The organism is Nakamurella leprariae, from assembly GCF_016918035.1.
GTDB classification, from domain to species: Bacteria; Actinomycetota; Actinomycetes; order Mycobacteriales; family Nakamurellaceae; genus Nakamurella; species Nakamurella leprariae.
The window spans coordinates 296,012-313,890 of sequence record NZ_JAERWK010000010.1 but is presented as its reverse complement, the minus strand read 5'-3'; the positions used below and the strand labels follow the sequence as shown (position 1 = coordinate 313,890).

Below are 17,879 nucleotides of genomic sequence, written 5' to 3'. Positions count from 1 at the left end.
CGCAGCACGACACCGGCCCCCTCCCGATCCGTCGGGGAGGGGCCGGTGTCGTCCCAACCCCGGCGGGGTCTACTGGTCGGAGCTTGCGCCCCCTCATGCCTCGCTCGCGCGACTCCTCCGGTGTTCGGCGAGGGTCTCCAGCAGCCGCAGCCACACCTCGCTGATCGTCGGGAACGACGGCACCGCATGCCACAGCGTGCTCACCGGCACCTGTCCGACCACCGCGATCGTGGCCGAGTGCAGCAGCTCGTCCACCTCGGGCCCGACGAACGTGGCGCCCACCAGGCGGTCGGTGGCGGCGTCGATGACCAGCTTGGCCCGACCCTCGTAATCGTCCCGCAGCAGCGCCGCCCCGGAGACCGAGGCCAGGTCGTACTCGGCCGTCTCGACCTGCAGGCCGGCGTCCCGGGCCTGCGCCTCGGTCAACCCCACCGAGGCCACCGGCGGCTCGGTGAAGGCGACCTGCGGCACCATGCCGTGATCGGCCCGGTCGGTGAACTGCGGGCCGTCCAGCGACGCCCCCTGCGCCCGGGCGCCGATCACCGCCCCGGCGATGCGGGCCTGGTACTTGCCCATGTGGGTGAGCAGCGCCCGGCCGGTCAGATCGCCCACCGCGTACAGCCACTCACCGTGCTCGTCGGCGGTGCCGGGCACGGTGAGGTGGTCGTCGACCTCGACGAACCCCTTGCCGTTCGGCGTCACCGACACGGCGTCCAGCCCGACGTCGCCGCTGTTCGGGGTGCGCCCCGCCGCGACCAGCACCTCGTCCACGGTGAGGGTCTGCTCGCCGTCCGGGGTCTGCACGGTCAGCTCGACCGGGCCGCCGTGGATGCGTCCCTCGCCGGTGTCCCGGGGAGCGGTGCGGCGGGCCGCGGTGGCCTGGCTGCCGGTCAGCACCCGGATGCCGGACCGGCCGAACTGCCCGGCCACCAACTCCCCGGCGAACGGCTCGTTGCCGGTCAGCAGGCTGCCGCCGCGGACGATCACGGTGAGCTCGTCGACGCCCATGGCGCGCAGCCAGGTGGCCGCCTCGCAGGCCACCACCCCGCCGCCGATGACGGCCATCCGGCGCGGCACCTCGTGCAGGTTGGTGACGTCCCGGGAGATCCACGGCAGCGCCTCCCGCAGACCCGGCACGTCCGGGACCGCGGCCGTGGTGCCGGTGGCCAGCACCACCGCCTGCCGGGCGGTGAGCGTGCGCGTGGTGCCGTCGGCGGCAGTCACCTGCACCGTGCGCGGGCCGGACAGCCGGGCCCGGCCGCGGACCACCTCGATCCCGATCCCGTTGGCCCACTGCACCTGGGAGGCGTCCGGTTCGTCGCCGTCGTGCCCGGCGAACTGATCACGGCGGCGCATCGCGGCGGCGGCGTCGAGACTGTGGTCCCCGACCAGACTCTGCACGCCGGGCAGGTTGCGGGCGGTGGCCAGCAGCTGCACCGGCCGCAGCAACGCCTTGCTCGGGATGCAGGCCCAGTAGGAACACTCGCCGCCGACCAGCTCGCGCTCGACGATCACGGCGGTGCGGTCACTGCCCTGGATGGCGTACTGCGCGACGTTCTCGCCCGGCGGTCCCCCGCCGACGACGATCACGTCCCAACTGTCGTTCGCAACCCTCGACTGTTCGGCGTCGGTCATGCCGTCACCGTAGCCATGCGACCGAGCACCCGGGCACAGAACAGAAGAAGCCCGCGAGCCGGGAACCGGCTCGCGGGCGAGATGTGGTGGCCAGGGCCGGGATCGAACCGGCGACCTTCCACTTTTCAGGCGGACGCTCGTACCAACTGAGCTACCTGGCCATGGAGAGGGCCGGGGTCCGGATCCACTCCGAACTCCGGCCCCGACCTGCGACCCCGACGGGACTTGAACCCGCGACCTCCGCCGTGACAGGGCGGCGCGCTAACCAACTGCGCCACGGGGCCAGGTGTACTGCTGTCCTGCTGGGTGTTGCTCGTCCTGCGGTACTGCCGGCGGCTCACTCTACCGGACGGAATCCGGCTCGAGAACCACGTACCCCCAACGGGATTCGAACCCGTGCTACCGCCTTGAAAGGGCAGCGTCCTAGGCCGCTAGACGATGGGGGCCGGCCCGGTGGAACCCGCCTCCAACGGCTGGCCGTTGGGAGCTGTGAAAGCATACGGCAGGCCGGTGGAGACTTCCAAAACGGTACCCGACCCGCAGGTGGCGGGGCTCCAGCCGTGACGACCGGGGTCCGACCGACCGGTCGGATCAGGCGCCCGGACCGGCCGCCGGCGGCTTGCGGAACGCGGTGACGACCTCGTCCCAGTGCCGGTCGACGTCGAGGGTGTACTGACGCAACAGTCGGGCCAGGTCCACCTGGTCCTCGTCACTCCACCGCTCGACCACCGGCGCCAGGGCCTCACCGCGGCGGCGCCAGTGCTCGACCCAACGCTGCCGGCCGGCCTCGGTGATGGACAGGATCGCGGCCCGGCCGTCGACCGGGTCGGGGCCCCGGTCCACCCAGCCGGCCTTGACGAGCCCGGCCACCTGCCGCGACACCGTGGACGGGTCGCTCAGGAGCGCCTCGGCCAGCACGCTGGCCCGGCACGGCCCGAGGTCGACCAGCCGACCCAGCACGGCCATCTGCGGCGGGGCGTCGACGTCCTTGCCGTCGTTGATCCGTACCCGCAGGCTGTGGTACTGCCGGACCAGACCGATGATCGCGTCGGCCAGCTCGGCCGGCAGGTCGGCCCCGCCGGCCGAGGGCCTGGGCTCCGCCGACGTGGCCGGGGACGGGGGCTGGGGCGGGACCCCGGCGTCCTGGGTCGACTCGGCGGCATCGGTGGTCACGGACGCTCCTGTTCCGTCGGTGGCGGAGGCTGGGCCGGACCGATCGCTCCGTCCGGTGCAGTGCTGCGTGCCAGGATCCGGGTCGTTCGCACAGAGCGCAATCACGGCCGCGTCACCGAGCCGATCTTGATTCCCGTCCCGACCGGTGCGATCAGGTGCTCAGCGCCGGGTGCAACGTACTGACGCTCATCCGCTGCTTGCCCCGCACCACCAGCACACAGCCCACCAGCGCGGCCACCGCCACGCCCGCCAACACCAGGACGTCCCGGACCAGCAGGTCGGCCGGGCCACCGGTGAAGCCCACCCGCAGCGCGTCGACCAGGTAGCTCATCGGCATGAAGGGATGAATGGCGCGCAGCGGCAGCGGCAGCGTCTCCACCGGATAGATGCCGCCGCAACTGGTGAGCTGGACCATCAGCAGCACCAGCGAGATGGCCGAGCCGACCACGCCGAGCGCGGCCCGGAGCAGGTAGGCGATCGCGGTGAAGCAGACGGTGGCCAGCAGCACCACGCCGATCGAGATGCCGATGTTCACCGGATCCAGTCCGAGGGCGAACCAGGCGACCAGGAAGAGGATCATGGCGCCCGCCGCACCGATGCCCAGCACCGGGAACCAGCCGGCCAGGGCCAGGCGCACCGGCGAGGCCCGGCCGATCAGCGCCCGCGGCGAGCCGGGCCGCAACACCAGGAACGCCGTGATGCCGAACACCCAGATGGCGATCGAGAAGAAGAACGGCGCCAGGCCCCGCCCGTAGGTGCCGGCCGCGTTGTCGATGGTGGTGCTCACCGCGACGGGCTGGGAGAGCACGGAGGCCGCCGCGCCCGCCTGCGAGTCGTCCAGGGCGGGGATGCGCTGTGCGCCGGCGCTGAGCTGGTCGGCCAGTTGGGTACTGCCGGAGGACAGCTGGGTGAGCCCGTCGTTCAGCGTGCCCAGACCGGTCTGCGCGGTGTCCAGACCGTCGTCCAGTTGCACCGCCCCGGTCTGCAGAGTGCCCAGGCCCGCGTCGAGCTGCTGGGCCCCGGTGACCAGCGTGGTGAGCCCGGTGTCCAGGTCCTGGGCGCCGGTGGTCGCGGTGGCCAGTCCGGCCGCGAGCGTGTCGGCGCCGGCGGCGGCCGTGACGAGGTTGGTGTCCAGTTCCTGCGCCCCGGCGGCCACCTCGGCCGCGCCCTGGGCCAGCTCGTCGATCCGGCTCGCCGCGGTGGTCAGGTCGGCCTGCAGGGTGCTGCCCTGTGCGTCCAGCGCCGCGGTGACCGCGTCCACCGTGTCGGCCACCTGGCCGACCCGCCCGGTCAGCGACTGCAGGGTGGCCAGCAGCTGGGTGCGAGCCGGGCTGTCCGGCAGCTGCTGCACCTGTTGCGCGAGGGCGGCCAGATCGCCCTGGGCGGCGCCGCTGTCGCGGTCGACCAGGGCATCGAAATCGGTGTTCAGCCGCTGCAGACCGGGGATGGCGCCGGCCACCGCGTCCAGCGCCGGGACGACCTGATCGGCCAGCTGCTGGGTGCCCTGGGCGACCTGGTCGGCCCCGGTGACCAGCTGGCCGGACCCGGTCTGCAGGTCGGCCAGCCCGGAGCTGAGTTCGGCGGCACCCTGGGCGGCGTCGGCCACCCCGGCGGCGAGTTGGGCGGCGCCCTGTTGCGCGGTCTGCGCACCGGAGACCAGCTGCCCGGACCCGCTGCGGGCGTCGATCAAACCCGAGACCAGCTGGCCGGAGCCGTCCTTCGCCGACGTCAGACCGCCGGCCAGCTCGCCCCCGCCCGAGACCGCCGACGCCGCACCGGAGGCCAGTTGCGCGGCGCCGTCGGCGGCCTGCTGGACGTCGCCGCGGATGTTCTGCAGATTGGTGAACACCGCCTCGAAGTAGGCCCCGATGGCGGCCTTGTCGATGGCCGCCTCCAGTTCGGTGCGGACCGAGTCGGTGAGCATGCCGATGACGTACCCGTTGTGGTCGTCACGCTGCAGCAGCAGGGTCGCCCGCATCGGGTCGTTGCCGGTGCCGCTGGCCAGGCTCTGCGAGAAGTCCTCGGGGACGGTGATGATCAGGTAGTACCGGCCGTCACGGAGTCCGTCCTGGGCCTCGGACTGCTCGACGAAGTGCCAGTCGAAGATCTTCTCCTGCTGCAGCTGGGCCACGAACTGGTCGCCGGCGTCGATGGTGCGGCCGTCCACGGACACGGCCTGGTCCTCGTTCACCACGGCGACCGGCACCTGGTCGAGCCGGCCGTAGGGATCCCAGTTCGACCACAGGTACAGCGCCCCGTACAGCAGCGGCACCAGCAGGATGAAGGTCAGGGCCAGCTTGGGCAGCGGCCCCCGGAAGCGGCGGAGTTCGGCGCCGGCCAGCCGGGCTGCGGAGATCATCGGGCGTCCTCGGGGTCGGTGCGCGGCTGGGCGGGATCCGGACCGTCAGCGGGTCCCGGCGGGGTCGGCGGTCCGGACGGTGGCGGTGGGGTCGGGACGGCCGCGGGCGGTGCGGGCGCGCCGGGGGCCGGGACGATCGCGTCCGGGGGGACCGGCGGCGGCAGCTCGACCACGCTGTCCACCACGTCGACCACCGGCCAGCGGTCGGTGGTGGCGACCAGGATGGCCGGGCCGACCACGGCCAGCCGGGTCAGCGCCCGGGCCAGCTGGTGCTGCCCGGGGCCGTCCAGCCCCTCGTCGAGATCGTCCAGGACCACCAGGTCGCTGGGCCGCGCGCAGGCCAGCGCCACGGCCAGCTGCCCGGCCGACACTCCGTCCAGGTCCCGGACCAGCCGGTGGTCGGGCAGCTGCGCCCCGAGGATGCGGGCCGCCTCGTCGAACCGGATCCGCCCCGCGGCGGTGGTCACGCCGTCCAGCAGGCAGCGCTCCCGGACGGCCTCGCCGACGGTCAACGCCGGCTCCGGCTCGATCAGCCCGCCCAGCCGGGCCACGGACGTCGACTGCCGCACCTGGTGGGCCTGCTCGGTCACCGACACACCGGCCACCACCGCGGTCCCGGCGGTCACCGCCAGGTGCCCGGTCACCGCGAGCAGCAGACTGGACCGACCGGCACCGGACGGACCGACGATCGCGACCACCGCGGCCCGCGGCACGGTGAACGAGACGTCGGCGAACACCGACCGCCCACCGTGGTGCACGGTCAGCCGGTCGACCTGAACGGCGGGACCGGCCGGCCGCACCGGTCCGGCCGGCGACGGGGTCGCGTCCGCGGGCGGCGCGGATGCCCCGGGGTCCTCGGCCGCCTGCGCCTCATCGCCGTGCTCGTCCTCCGGCACCTCGTCCGGCCCCTGGGCGTCCGGATCGGAGTACCAGCGCTCCACCGGCCCGGTCGGCGCGTCGTCGACGAAGGGCGCACCCGGGTCCGGGCCCGCGCCCGGCTTGTTCTCCGCGGATTCCCGCCGCGCCCTGCCGAACCATGCCACCGCTGCCTCCGGCCACCCCTCGTGCCGTGCACCGGGTGCGGTGCACGACGCCCGATCGGACGGCGTCCAGCCGGTAGGCTGCTGCCCGGCGGTCGCCCGCCGCTCCGGTGCTCCGCCGGGCATCGGGACCCCGAGGGCCTCTAGCTCAACTGGCAGAGCAGCGGACTTTTAATCCGCGGGTTGTGGGTTCGATCCCCACGGGGCCCACCCACCGGTCATGGACGCTCGTCCGTGGTCGTGACTCTATGTGGTTGCGTGTCAACGCACCGCGAGTTGGCGTGAAGCCCGCGTTCGGGCCTGTTGCGCATCGTGCCGCCGTCCCGTGGGGCGGGCGACCGGCGCCGGGTCAGGACCGAGCCGTGGCGTCCAGCGCCGGCGACGACGCCGGAGACGTCCGGGGCCGGCGCAGCAGCGCCACCACCAGGACCAGGCCACCGAGCGCTTGATCTCCCCGCGTCGAGTCCTCCCTCTCGGGCGAGAAGCCGCCCCTCGTCAAGAGTTCGGACGGGACAGCAGCACCGGGAAGACCACGTCCAGGCGGACGTCCGGGCCGACCTGGCGGACCGACCGGAGCACGCCGTCGGTGCGTTCGGCCAGGGTGTGCAAGCGGCCCCCGTCGACCGCCGGGCGACCCGCTCCCAGCACCGTCGGGGCGACGTACAGGACCGCCTCGTTGACCAGGCCGGCGTCGAAGCACGCGGCGGCCAGGGTGGGGCCGCCCTCCAGCAGCACGTGCCGGCGGTCCCGCCGGTACAGCTCCTCCAGCAACCGCACCAGGTCGACCCGGGTGCCATCGCCCACCTCGTCGGCGCCGGCGATCCAGGTCGGGGCGGCGTCGTCGCGGACCCGCGCGGTCGATGGGGTGCGGCCCGTCGAGTCGGCCACCACCCGCAGCGGCTGCCGGCCTACCGGGGTGCCGTCAGCGTCCCGGACGGTCAGCGCCGGGTCGTCGGCCAGCACGGTGCCCACGCCGACCAGCATGGTGTCGACCTGGGCCCGCAGCCGGTGCACGTCCGCTCGGGCCTCCGGTGAGGTGATCCACCGGCTGGTGCCGTCCGGCGCCGCGATCCGTCCGTCCAGGGTCATGCCCGCCTTGAAGGTGACGAACGGGCGGCGGGTGCGGACCGCGTGCAGCCACACCCGGTTCACCGTCTCGGCGTGCTCGATGGCACCGGCGACGGCGGCCGCGGTGTCGTCGGCCGACTCCAGGGCGGCGTGGGCGGGCAGGTCGACCACGGTGACCCCACCGGCCCGGAGCCGTTCGATGCCGCCCGCGGCCGGGGCGAACGGGTCGCGGACGGCGACCACCACCCGCACCACCCCGGCGGCCAGCAACGCCTCGGAGCACGGCCCGGTGCGGCCGACGTGGTTGCAGGGCTCCAGGGTGACCACCGCGGTGGCGCCGCGCGCGCGATCACCCGCCGCGGCCAGTGCGTGCACCTCGGCGTGCGGCTCGCCGGCCCGCTGGTGGAAGCCCTCGCCGACCACCTGGCCGGTCGGGTCCAGCAGCACGCAGCCCACCACCGGATTGGGCAGCACCGTGCCCGCGCCGCGCCCGGCCAGCTCGACCGCCCGGTCCAGCGCCACCAGTTCGGCACGGGTGGGAGCGGGACCGGGGTCCGGCGGAGCCGGAGCGACGGCCGGGGTCGGGACGGGAACGGACGGCTGCACCCGGTCAGTCTCCCCGGGCTGGCCGACCGCGCCGCACCGGGTGCGCGGCCGGGACGCGCGTCCCGCAGTGGGTGACGGCCGGACGTGGACGGAGCGGCGCCACGGCCCGAACGCCGTGATCGGAGATGACACGATCGGAGCAGTCCTGCGCGCTATCGTGACGCGGTGTCAGACGAGCCGGTAGGCGAGGACGAATCAGCAGTCGACGAGCCCTGGCTCTCCTCCGACCAGCAGGCGGTCTGGCGCACCTTCCGCCGCATGACCGGTGAGCTGAATGAGCGGATCGAGCGCAACCTGCAGCGCACCGCGGGCATGCCGCACACCTACTTCACCATCCTGGTCATGCTGTCCGAGGCGCCCCACCGCTCGATGCGGATGAACCAGCTGGCCACCGCCGCCCAGTCGTCCCAGTCCCGGTTGTCGCACGCGGTCGCCCGGTTGGAAGAGCGGGGGTGGGTGCAGCGCTCCCCGTCCCCCGGCGACCGCCGCGGCCAGCTGGCCACCCTCACCGACGCCGGCTACGACCAGCTGGTGCACGCCGCGCCGGACCACGCCCGCACCGTCCGCGCCATCATGTTCGAGTCGCTGAGCCCGCAGGAGCAGAAGGAGTTCGGCCGGCTGTGCGGCCGGATCATCGACGCGATGGCCGAGGCCTGACGCCTCCTCGCCCCGGGCGTCCGCGCGGGCGTCACGGAGGCCGCCGTGGAGCGGCTACACTCGTCGCGCTGCCGCTTTAGCTCAGTCGGTAGAGCATCTCACTCGTAATGAGAAGGTCTGGGGTTCGATTCCCCAAAGCGGCTCCATCACGGCCCTGACCAGCGGCAACGCTGGCAGGGCCGTTGTGCTGTCCGGACCGTTCCGTGGTTCGGGGCACGCTCGGTCAGCGGGACTCGTAGGCCTGCCGGGAGCTGCACACCGACGCCACCGGGCACACCTGCTTCGAGCCGTCCGCGGCCAGCTTCACCACCACACCGTCCCGCGGCACCGAGTGCCCGACCACGCGCCCCGGTCCGGCCGGGGTGTCGACCTGCTCCCCCACCGCCGGCGCCGACTCGGCGAACTCCTGGTAGAGCGGGTGCTCGTACTTCAGGCAGCACATCAGCCGACCACAGGCCCCGGAGATGCGCATCGGATTGGCCGGCAGGTCCTGCTCGCGGGCCATGGCCAGGGTGACCGGGTCGTAGTCCTTGAGGAACGTCGAGCAGCACGTGTCCCGCCCGCAGGAGCCGATCGACCCGGTCACGCGGACGGCGTCCCGAGCGCCGAGCTGCCGCAGCTCGACCCGGCTGCCCAGCGTGGCGGACAGGTCCCGCAACAACGATCGGAAGTCGACGACCTCCGGGGACGAGTAGTGGATGACGATCCGGGCGGGATGCTCGCCGGCGTCACCGCTGGCCGGCTGCGGATCGACGGCCAGCACCTTCATCGGCAGGCCGTGCTCGCGGACCAGCTTGCGGGTGGCGACCAGCGCGCGGGCCTTGACCCGGCGCTGCGCGTCCGCCTCGGCCAGGTCCTCGGCGGTGGCCGGGCCGAGCAGCCGCGGGAACCCTGAAGTGTCCTCGCTGCTCCATTCGGCCGCCCACACCACGGTCGCCGTCACCGACCCGTGCGGGGTGGGCAGCAGCACCGCGTCACCCACGGCCGGGCGGAGCTCCCCTGGATCGGCGTAGTGCAGGTGGCCGTTGCGGCTGAAGGTGACCGCGCACAGCATGCCCATGGCCGGAGGGTAGTCGCCTCCGCCCGCCACCGGACCGGCGCGGTCCCGGCTCAGCGCCCGTCCACTGCCCGTCCACTGCCCGTCCACCGCCCGCTCAGCGGCCGTCCGGCACCGCCGACCCGGCCAGCAGCTGGGCCATCAGCGCCTCGACCGCGATCTGCGGCTTCACGTTCAGCTCGAGCGCCTCGCGGCAGGCCAACACCGCCTCGAGCCGGCTCAGCGCGCCCGCCGGGCCGATCCGCTCGGCGGTGGTGCGCACGTCGTCGTCCAGGTCCGGATTGTTCAGCGGCACCCGGGCGCCGAGCCCCTGCGTCAGCACGTCCCGGTAGAAGCCGGACAGGTCCACCAGCGCCCGGTCGAGCACGTCCCGCTCGGTGCGGGTCGAGCGCAGCTTCTGCCGCCGCTCCAGCTCGCGGATCGCGCCGGTGCTGCCCCGGGCCGCGGTGGCCGCGCCCTTGCCGGTGCCGCCCGCCCCGAGCGCGGTCCGCAGCGCCTCCAGCTCGGCCGCGTCGCGTCGCTCGGCGACCCCGGCGGCGGCCTGCTTGGCCGTGCCGAGCAGCTCGGTGGACTCGGCGAAGACGTCGGACAGCGCGCGGACCGCCGCGGGCACGGACAGGATCCGCGTCCGCTCGTCCCGAGCGGCCGGATCGGTGGCCAGGCGCCGGGCCCGGCCCACGTGCCCGCCGGCCACCGCGGCGGCCCAGTCGGCCGCCTCCGGGTCGATGCCGTCCCGGCGCACCAGCACCTCGGCGATGGCCGCCGGGGCCGGGGTCCGCAGGGCCACCCCGCGGCACCGCGACCGGATGGTCACCGACACGTCGTCCGGATGGGTGGACGGGGCGCAGAGCAGGAAGACCGTGTGCGCCGGCGGCTCCTCGACCGCCTTGAGCAGGGCGTTGGACGCGCCCTCGGTGAGCCGGTCGGCGTCCTCGATGACCACGATCTGCCAGCGGCCGGTGGCCGGGCGGCGGGCGGCCAGCTGGACCACTGCCCGCATCTCCTTGACCGAGATGCTCAGACCCTCGGGCACCACGCTGCGCACGTCGGCGTGGGTGCCGGCCACCGTGGTGCGGCAGTGCGCGCAGTGTCCGCAGCCGCGGTCGGGGCACTCCAGGGCGGCCGCGAAGGCGCGGGCCGCCACCGACCGGCCGGAACCGGGCGGCCCGGTGAACAGCCAGGCGTGGGTCATCGCGGCGGCCGGGACCGAGGGGTCGCCGTCCGCGGCCGCCACCGCCGCGGTCAGCTCGGCCACGGCGTCCGGCTGGCCGACCAGGTCGTCGAAGACGCTCATCCGGTCCCCTCCATCGTCGTCGTGTGCCCGTGCGGTCCCCCTGATCCTGCCGGGTCCGGGTCCGGGTCCGGGAGCGGGCGGACGACGGCGACCAGCGCGTCCGGCCGGACCAGCACCGCCCGGCGTGCCGGGCCACGGTGCACGCGGGTGACGACCAGGCCTGCCCGCGCGGCGACCAGCCGCACCGTGGTCTCCGTGAAGTGCCACAGGTGCTGCTCGGGCTTGAGACCCCACCAGCGCCCGCCGAGCAGCCGGGCCGGCACCGAGTCGGCGGCCGGCACGGTCAGCAGCAGCACGCCGCCGGGACCGAGCCGGGCACGGACGTCGCGCAGGACCGTCACCGGGTCGGACAGGTGCTCGAGGGTGTCCCAGCAGCACACCACGTCGACCGGGCCCGGCGGGGCGTCGGCCAGGTCCGCCACCACCGCGATGCCGGCCGCCCGCAGCCGCGCCGCCACCGGCTGCGACGGCTCCACCGCGGTGAGCCGGTGGCCGAGTGCCGCCGCGGCGATGGCGAACTCGCCGGACCCGGCGCCGATCTCCAGCACCGCAGCCGGCGCCGGCGCCGCTGAGCGCAGTTCGGCCAGCCGCCCGTCCGTCCAGATCCGGGTGAGCCAGGAAGGCGGGGCTCCCCGCCGCCGCAGTGTCCCGCCGGACCCGTGGTACCTGGGGTCGTCGTACAGCTGTCGGCGGGCGGCGGCGTCCGGCCGGGGCGAGGTGAACCGCAGTCCGCACACCGGGCACTGCACGATCGCCCAGGGCGGGCGTCGGGCCAGGGTCCGACCGGTCGTGCCGCAGACGCAGCACCGCGCCAGCTCGGTGCCGACCGACCCGGTCACCAGCACCTCCGTCCCGGACGGCCGTCCGCCGTGTCTGCGGTGGACGCTAGCCGCCGACCCTGACAGCGCGTGGTCGCGCCGGTCGGGTCAGCCGGTGCGCTGCGACTCGGCCAGCACCGGCGAGCGCTGCCGCAGCACCGAGCCGATCCGCTCCCGCAGCTCAGCGGACAGCAGGTCCGCCGACGGTTCCCCGACCGGCGCCACCACCAGGTAGCGCTCGGGGGTGTAGGACGCGCGGTCCAGGTAGGCCTGGGCCGGGTCGACGTGGTGGTCGGGATCGTCGTCGTGCTCGTCGACGAGGGCGTCCAGCCGGACGGGATCCGCGGCCGGCACCGGCGCGGGTGGACCGGCCGACTCGATCGTGGTCACCGCGTCGTCGTCGACGGCCGACTCCGACGGCACCGCGGTGACCATCGACGCCCGCGGATCGATGAGCACGATGAGGTCGGGACGCAGGCCGCCGACGGCCCACTGCGCCGCCCGCCACATCCGTTCCTCGGGCTGCCCGTCCAGCGACATGAACCGCACCACGACCGCGTCGACGTAGCCCTCGCAGACCACCACCGCACCGGCCTGCAGCGACGGCCGGAGCCGCTCCGAGGTGAACTCGGCCAGGTCGGCGATGGCGCGCAGCGCACCGGCCGGGGTGTCCTGCCCGACCGGCTGGCGCAGGTGCGCGTCGAACCGCTCGGACTCGGTCCGCCAGCCCTGCCGGTGCAGCTCGTCGTTCACGGCCAGGGCCAGGGTCGCGACCTGGTCGGCGTGCACCCCCTCGACCGCGATGAGCACGCCGCTGTGGTCGTCCGGCTCGTACCAGGTGCTGCGCCGGCCCAGCAGCCGCCGGAACAGCGCCGAGGCCAGCCCGCCGATCTGGTGCCCGGCGATGGTGCTCACCGCGATCGCGGCCAGACCGCCGATGGCCAGCACCACCGCGGCTCCGCTGAACGGCCACTCGAACCCGCCGATGACCAGCACGTGCGAGCCGATCAGCCCGGCCAGCACCGGTCCGAGTGCGATGGTGCCCAGCAGCACCACCCGGACCGAGGACATGACGAACGCGAACACCCGGCCGCGCAGCTGGTCGGAGACCTCTTGGCCGATCATGGTGAACCCGGTGATCCAGGCGATGCCGGCGAAGAGGCCCATGACCGCGGCGGCCACCACGGCACCGATGAGGTCCTGCAGCAGGCTCATCCCGATCAGCGCCAGCCCGGCCGCCCCGATGGCCGGCGGGAAGATCATCCGACGCGGCACGGTGGGCAGCACCTTGGGGCCGATGAGCATGCCGAGCGCCAGCCCGGTGAACACCGAGCCGAACAGGATGGCGAACCCCGCGTCGCCGGCACCGAGTCCGGTGACGTAGGGCAGGGCCACGCCCGCGACCAGTCCGCCGCCGGCGAACGCGCCGAGGATCCCGATGTAGATGGACCGCATCAGGCGGTTCTTGCGGACGAACGAGATGCCCTCGGCGATGAGGCTGAAGATGTTGGTCGACGTGCTGCGTTCACCGACGAACGGCGGGATCATCCGCCGCGAGGCGAAGACGGTGGTGGCCGCGATGAAGTAGGTCAGCGCGTCCACGCACAACGCGATGGTGATGGCCAGCGAGCTGGTGGTCCCGCCGAGCAGGGAGGACGCGCCGACCGCGTCCTCGTCCGAGCCGGTGGCCACCTCGGTGGCCCCGAAGAACTGGGCGACCGTCGACAGCACGGCGAACAGACCGGCGGCGACCGGCACCATCCCGTAGACCGAGACGTAGTTGAGCTGGTTGGCCACCGGCAGCCGCTCGCGCGGGGTGATGTTGACCCACAGCGCCTGCTTGGCCGGGGTGGCGAACAGGCCGATCGCCTCGACCAGGAACTGCGCGATGTACAGCCAGGTCAGGTCGCCGGCGAAGGCGATCGACAGGTACAGCAACCCGGCCGCGGTGTCGCCCAGGATGGCCACCTTGCGGCGGTCGAACCGGTCGACCAGCGCGCCGGCCACCGGGGCCAGCAGCAGGTCGGGCAGCAGTCGGGTCAACAGCACGCCGGAGACGGCGGCGCCCTGCGCGAGCCCGGAGGCGTCCTGGGTCAGGAAGAAGGCCAGCGCCGACGTGGCCAGCAGACCCAGCCAGTCACCCAGGCTGGACAGCGCGAACGCCGCCCACAGCCGCCGGAAGACGGTGATGCGCAGCAGCACCACCACGCCGTTCGGCTGGCTGGGTCGGTTCGCCCGGGTCACCGGGGTCCCTCCGGTCGGTGGGCCGGGGACCCCGGCGGTGTGGTCGCGGTGCACCGCGAGCGATCGGTCATGCTCACCCACCCAGCAGATCGACGAGGAGGTTGATCACCTGCTGGAGGAGTCCGCTGGCGAATCCGATGACGAGGAAGACGGCGAGCACGATCCAGCCACCCGCCCGCTGCGCCCCGGTCTTCCGCGGCCGGGTGCCGCGCGCCGACGAGCCGGCTCGCTGGTCGGCGGGCGCGACCCACGGGGCGCTCGGGGTGGCGGGTCGGTACGCGGGGCGGTTGGGCGGCGGGCGGTGCTGTGTCGGGACGGACGGCGCCGGCCGGTTCGGGGCCCTACCGGTCGGCGGCGGGGGCAGCGTCGGCGGCGTCCAGTGGGCGGCAGGCGGCGGTGCCGGCCGGACGCTGACCGGTACCGCCGGCCGGCCGGCCGCGCCGGTCCGCGGGATCGGCCCGGATGCGCTGGACGGAGGTCGGCGCGCGGCGACCGTCGGCGCCGGGGGCCGGGAGGCCGGACCGGCGCTGCGGCCGACCTGCGGCGACGGCGGGGACGGCGGCGGCAGCGGCCGGACCAGTTCCGGAGCCGGCAACACCGCGGCGCCCGACCCGGATCGACCTCGACGCTGCGGAGCCGGGTCGGCCGTGGGATCGTCGAAGATCTCCCAGGTCAGCACGTCGGCAACCGCGTCCGCGGTGCCGTCCGGCCCATACGCCGCCGCAGCGCCGTCGGTGATGACGTTGCTGCGCGGGGCACGCCGGACCGGCCGCGACGGTGCGGTCCCGGCCGTTGTCATGCGCAGATCGTAGAGCGCCGTGCTCCGTTCCCCGGTGCTCCCCATGGAGGCAACGGGGGATTTCAGGGAGTCCCCGGACCGCTCAGGGGTGATCCCTGAGCGGACCAGGTGCGATCAGTCGGTCGTCGTGGTGGTGCTGCGCTTGCGCGTCGCGGTCGTCGCCCTCGCCTTGGTCGCCGTCTTGGTCGCGGTCTTGGTACCGCTCTTGGCCGGTGCCTTCGCCCGGGTGGCCCGCTTGGGTGCCGGGCCGCGGGCCCGCCGCTCGGCGAGCAGTTCGGCGCCGCGTTCGATCGTCAGCGACTCGACCTCGTCACCCTTGCGCAGCGACGCGTTGGTCTCGCCGTCGGTGACGTACGGACCGAACCGGCCGTCCTTGATCACCATCGGCTTCTCGGTGGCCGGGTCGACGCCGAGTTCGCGCAGCGGCGGGGCTGCGGACGCCGACCGGCCGCGGGTCTTGGGCTGGGCGTACAGCGCCAGAGCCTCGTCCAGCGTCACCGTGAAGAGCTGGTCCTCACCTACCAGCGACCGGGAGTCGGTGCCCCTCTTCAGGTACGGACCGTAGCGACCGTTCTGCGCGGTGATCTCCTCGCCGCTGGCCGGGTCGATCCCCACCACCCGCGGCAGCGACAGCAGCTTCAGCGCGGTGTCCAGGTCGACGGTCTCCACGCTCATCGACTTGAACAACGACGCGGTCCGCGGCTTCACCGCGTTCTTGCCCTTGGTCGGGACGTCGTCGGGCAGCACCTCGGTGACGTACGGGCCGTACCGCCCGTCCTTGGCCACGATCGGGTAGCCCGAGTCGGGATGCACGCCGACCTCACGGTCCCCCACCTCGGCCTGGGCGAAGAGCGAGTCGACGGTGTCGGCGGTGACCTCGTCGGGCGCCAGGTCCTCGGGCAGGTTGGCCCGCTCGGTCAGCGGCGGGCCGTCCGGCGCCTCCGGGTCCGGGCCGAGCACGCGCTCCAGGTACGGGCCGTACCGGCCCACCCGGACCAGCACCTGGCGACCCTGCTCGTCGGTCAGCAGCGGCAGCGAGTTCACCTCGCGCGCGTCGATCGACTCCAGCCGGTCGCCGACCAGCTTCTTCAGACCGCCGCTGTTGCCGACCGACCCGGCCGCGCCGTTGGCGTCGCCGAAGTAGAAGGAGGACAGCCACGCCGTGCGGCCCAGCCGGCCGCCGGCGATGGCGTCCAGCTCGTCCTCCATCGCGGCGGTGAAGTCGTAGTCGACCAGCTGCGGGAAGTGCCGCTCCAGCAGGCCGACCACCGCGAACGCGATCCACGATGGCACCAGCGCCTGGCCCTTGCGCCAGACGTACCCGCGCTCGGTGATGGTCCGGATGATCGAGGTGTACGTCGACGGGCGGCCGATGCCCATCTCCTCCATCGCCTTGACCAGCGACGGCTCGGTGTACCGCGGCGGCGGGCTGGTGGAGTGCGAGCCCGGGGTCAGCTCCCGGATGTCCAGGGCCTGTCCGACGGTCAGGTTGGGCAGCCGCCGCTCGGCGTCGTCGGCCTCGCCACCGGCCTCGGCGTCGACGGTCTCGACGTACGCGCGCAGGAAGCCCGGGAAGGTGATCGTGCGGCCGGACGCGGAGAACACCAGCTCCTGCGGCTGGGCGCCGCTGGTGGTCGCGGTGATCCGGACCGACAGGGTCTGGCCGCGGGCGTCCACCATCTGGCTGGCGATGGTCCGCTGCCAGATGATCTCGTAGAGCCGGAACTCGTCCCCGGAGAGCTCGCGGCCGAGCTGGCCCGGGGTCCGGAACGTCTCGCCCGCCGGGCGGATCGCCTCGTGCGCCTCCTGGGCGTTCTTGACCTTGCGGGTGTACTGCCGCGGCGCCTCGGGCACGTACTCCGGCCCGTACAGCTCGCGGGCCTGGGCGCGGGCCGCGTCCAGCGCGGTCTGGCTCAACGTGGTCGAGTCGGTCCGCATGTAGGTGATGTAGCCGCCCTCGTACAGCCGCTGGGCGGTGCGCATCGTCCGCTCGGAGTTGAAGCCCAGCTTGCGACCGGCCTCCTGCTGCAGGGTCGAGGTCATGAACGGCGCGTAGGGCCGGCGGGTGTACGGCCGCTCCTCGACCGAGCTGACCGTGCCCGGCCGGTCGGCCAGCCCCGCGGCCAGGGCGCCCGCGGACTGCTCGGTCAGCAGCACCACCCCGGCATCGACCGCGCTGCGCCGCAGCTGCCCGGTGGTCTCCTCGAAGTCGCGGCCCACGGCGATGCGGTGGCCGTCGACGGTGTTCAGTGCGGCGGTGAAGGCCGGCTCCTGCGCCTGACCGGTCGGCGCGAACAGCGCGTCCAGGCCCCAGTAGGCGCCGGCGCGGAAGGCCATCCGCTGCCGCTCGCGCTCCACGATGATCCGGGTGGCCACCGACTGCACGCGGCCGGCGGACAGTTTCGGCATCACCTTCTTCCAGAGCACCGGGCTGACCTCGTAGCCGTACAGCCGGTCCAGGATGCGCCGGGTCTCCTGCGCGTCGACCAGGTCGTTGTCCAGCTCGCGGGGCGACGCGGCGGCGGCCCGGATGGCGGCCGGGGTGATCTCGTTGAAGACCATCCGCTTGACCGGGATCTTCGGCTTGAGGGTGTCCAGCAGGTGCCAGGCGATGGCTTCGCCCTCGCGGTCCTCATCGGTGGCGAGGTAGAGCTCGTCGACCTCGGACAGCAGCGACTTGAGCTTGGCGACCTGGCTCTTCTTCTCCGGGGAGACGATGTAGAGCGGCTCGAAGTCGTGGTCGGTGTTGACGCCCAGTCGCGCCCAGGACTCGCCCTTGTACTTGGCCGGCACGTCGGCGGCGCCGCGCGGCAGGTCCCGGATGTGCCCGTACGAGGACTCCACGATGTAGCCGTCGCCGAGGTAGTTCGCGATGGACTTGACCTTGCTGGGCGACTCCACCACGACCAGCCGGACACCCCCTTCGGGGCGGGCGCTCTTGCTGCTGGCCATTGCTCTGGATCTCCTCGTTCACGGGACTCGGCGTCGCCGGGGTGTTCCGGACGCCGGCCGTCGCCAGACGGTACGCCCAGGCGGCCGGGATCCGGCGGCGTCGAACGTCGGTGACGACGGTCACGCTGTGCTCGGCGACCGGTCACTCGTCGCGTCAGGATGCCACAGGGGTCCGAC

12 protein-coding genes and 5 tRNA genes are annotated in these 17,879 nt (G+C 73.9%); 3 read left to right on the top strand and 14 right to left on the bottom strand.

From position 1 onward, the window contains the following. Nucleotides 1-93: 93 nt before the first annotated feature. The 7 genes from JL106_RS09065 to JL106_RS09035 form a co-directional block, all read right to left on the bottom strand. On the bottom strand, nucleotides 94-1,635 hold the full coding sequence (locus JL106_RS09065) for a dihydrolipoyl dehydrogenase family protein (protein WP_205260357.1): 1,542 nt from the start codon (nucleotides 1,633-1,635) through the stop codon (nucleotides 94-96). 84 nt (nucleotides 1,636-1,719) lie between these two features. Beyond that, a tRNA-Phe gene (locus JL106_RS09060) sits at nucleotides 1,720-1,796 on the bottom strand. A gap of 49 nt (nucleotides 1,797-1,845) precedes the next feature. After that, nucleotides 1,846-1,919, bottom strand: a tRNA-Asp gene (locus JL106_RS09055). Between the two features lie 89 nt (nucleotides 1,920-2,008). After that, nucleotides 2,009-2,081, bottom strand: a tRNA-Glu gene (locus JL106_RS09050). A gap of 145 nt (nucleotides 2,082-2,226) precedes the next feature. Further along, complete coding sequence (locus JL106_RS21990) at nucleotides 2,227-2,808, bottom strand: MarR family winged helix-turn-helix transcriptional regulator (protein WP_205260356.1); 582 nt, start codon at nucleotides 2,806-2,808, stop codon at nucleotides 2,227-2,229. Nucleotides 2,809-2,959: 151 nt separating this feature from the next. After that, the gene (locus JL106_RS09040; protein WP_205260355.1) at nucleotides 2,960-5,167 is read right to left on the bottom strand and encodes a YhgE/Pip domain-containing protein; all 2,208 of its coding nucleotides are present in this window, start codon (nucleotides 5,165-5,167) and stop codon (nucleotides 2,960-2,962) included. Beyond that, nucleotides 5,164-6,210: an ABC transporter ATP-binding protein gene (locus JL106_RS09035; RefSeq protein ID WP_205260354.1), complete on the bottom strand. Its 1,047-nt coding sequence runs from the start codon at nucleotides 6,208-6,210 to the stop codon at nucleotides 5,164-5,166. The genes JL106_RS09040 and JL106_RS09035 overlap by 4 nt, the downstream gene beginning before the upstream one ends. Before the next feature lie 134 nt (nucleotides 6,211-6,344). On the opposite strand from JL106_RS09035, the gene JL106_RS09030 reads away from it, so the two are divergent. Further along, nucleotides 6,345-6,417 (top strand) — tRNA-Lys (locus tag JL106_RS09030). 285 nt (nucleotides 6,418-6,702) lie between these two features. Here JL106_RS09030 and ribD read toward each other — a convergent pair. Then, nucleotides 6,703-7,800 (bottom strand): bifunctional diaminohydroxyphosphoribosylaminopyrimidine deaminase/5-amino-6-(5-phosphoribosylamino)uracil reductase RibD, encoded by a 1,098-nt coding sequence (ribD, locus tag JL106_RS09025; RefSeq protein ID WP_407940133.1) that lies wholly within the window; start codon nucleotides 7,798-7,800, stop codon nucleotides 6,703-6,705. 246 nt (nucleotides 7,801-8,046) lie between these two features. Here ribD and JL106_RS09020 point away from each other — a divergent pair, with 246 nt between their 5' ends. Then, complete coding sequence (locus JL106_RS09020) at nucleotides 8,047-8,538, top strand: MarR family winged helix-turn-helix transcriptional regulator (protein ID WP_328841858.1); 492 nt, start codon at nucleotides 8,047-8,049, stop codon at nucleotides 8,536-8,538. A gap of 70 nt (nucleotides 8,539-8,608) precedes the next feature. Next, nucleotides 8,609-8,684, top strand: a tRNA-Thr gene (locus JL106_RS09015). Nucleotides 8,685-8,761: 77 nt separating this feature from the next. On the opposite strand, the gene JL106_RS21580 is transcribed toward JL106_RS09015, so the two are convergent. The 6 genes from JL106_RS21580 to topA all read right to left on the bottom strand — a co-directional run bounded on the left by JL106_RS21580 (nucleotide 8,762) and on the right by topA (nucleotide 17,702). Further along, a complete protein-coding gene (locus JL106_RS21580) occupies nucleotides 8,762-9,598 on the bottom strand; it encodes a PSP1 domain-containing protein (RefSeq protein WP_205260352.1) in 837 nt (278 codons plus the stop codon). A 94-nt stretch (nucleotides 9,599-9,692) separates the two neighbouring features. Beyond that, nucleotides 9,693-10,889 carry a DNA polymerase III subunit delta' gene (locus JL106_RS09005; protein WP_205260351.1) on the bottom strand — a complete coding sequence of 399 codons (1,197 nt, stop codon included), beginning with the start codon at nucleotides 10,887-10,889 and terminating at the stop codon, nucleotides 9,693-9,695. Then, nucleotides 10,886-11,728 carry a class I SAM-dependent methyltransferase gene (locus JL106_RS09000; RefSeq protein WP_328841856.1) on the bottom strand — a complete coding sequence of 281 codons (843 nt, stop codon included), beginning with the start codon at nucleotides 11,726-11,728 and terminating at the stop codon, nucleotides 10,886-10,888. The genes JL106_RS09005 and JL106_RS09000 overlap by 4 nt, the downstream gene beginning before the upstream one ends. Before the next feature lie 87 nt (nucleotides 11,729-11,815). Continuing rightward, a complete protein-coding gene (locus JL106_RS08995) occupies nucleotides 11,816-13,951 on the bottom strand; it encodes an MFS transporter (protein WP_205260349.1) in 2,136 nt (711 codons plus the stop codon). Nucleotides 13,952-14,024: 73 nt separating this feature from the next. Continuing rightward, nucleotides 14,025-14,750 (bottom strand): hypothetical protein, encoded by a 726-nt coding sequence (locus JL106_RS08990; RefSeq protein WP_205260348.1) that lies wholly within the window; start codon nucleotides 14,748-14,750, stop codon nucleotides 14,025-14,027. A gap of 114 nt (nucleotides 14,751-14,864) precedes the next feature. Further along, entirely contained in the window at nucleotides 14,865-17,702 is a 2,838-nt protein-coding gene (gene topA / locus JL106_RS08985; protein WP_205260347.1) for a type I DNA topoisomerase, read from the bottom strand. Nucleotides 17,703-17,879 lie beyond the last annotated feature (177 nt).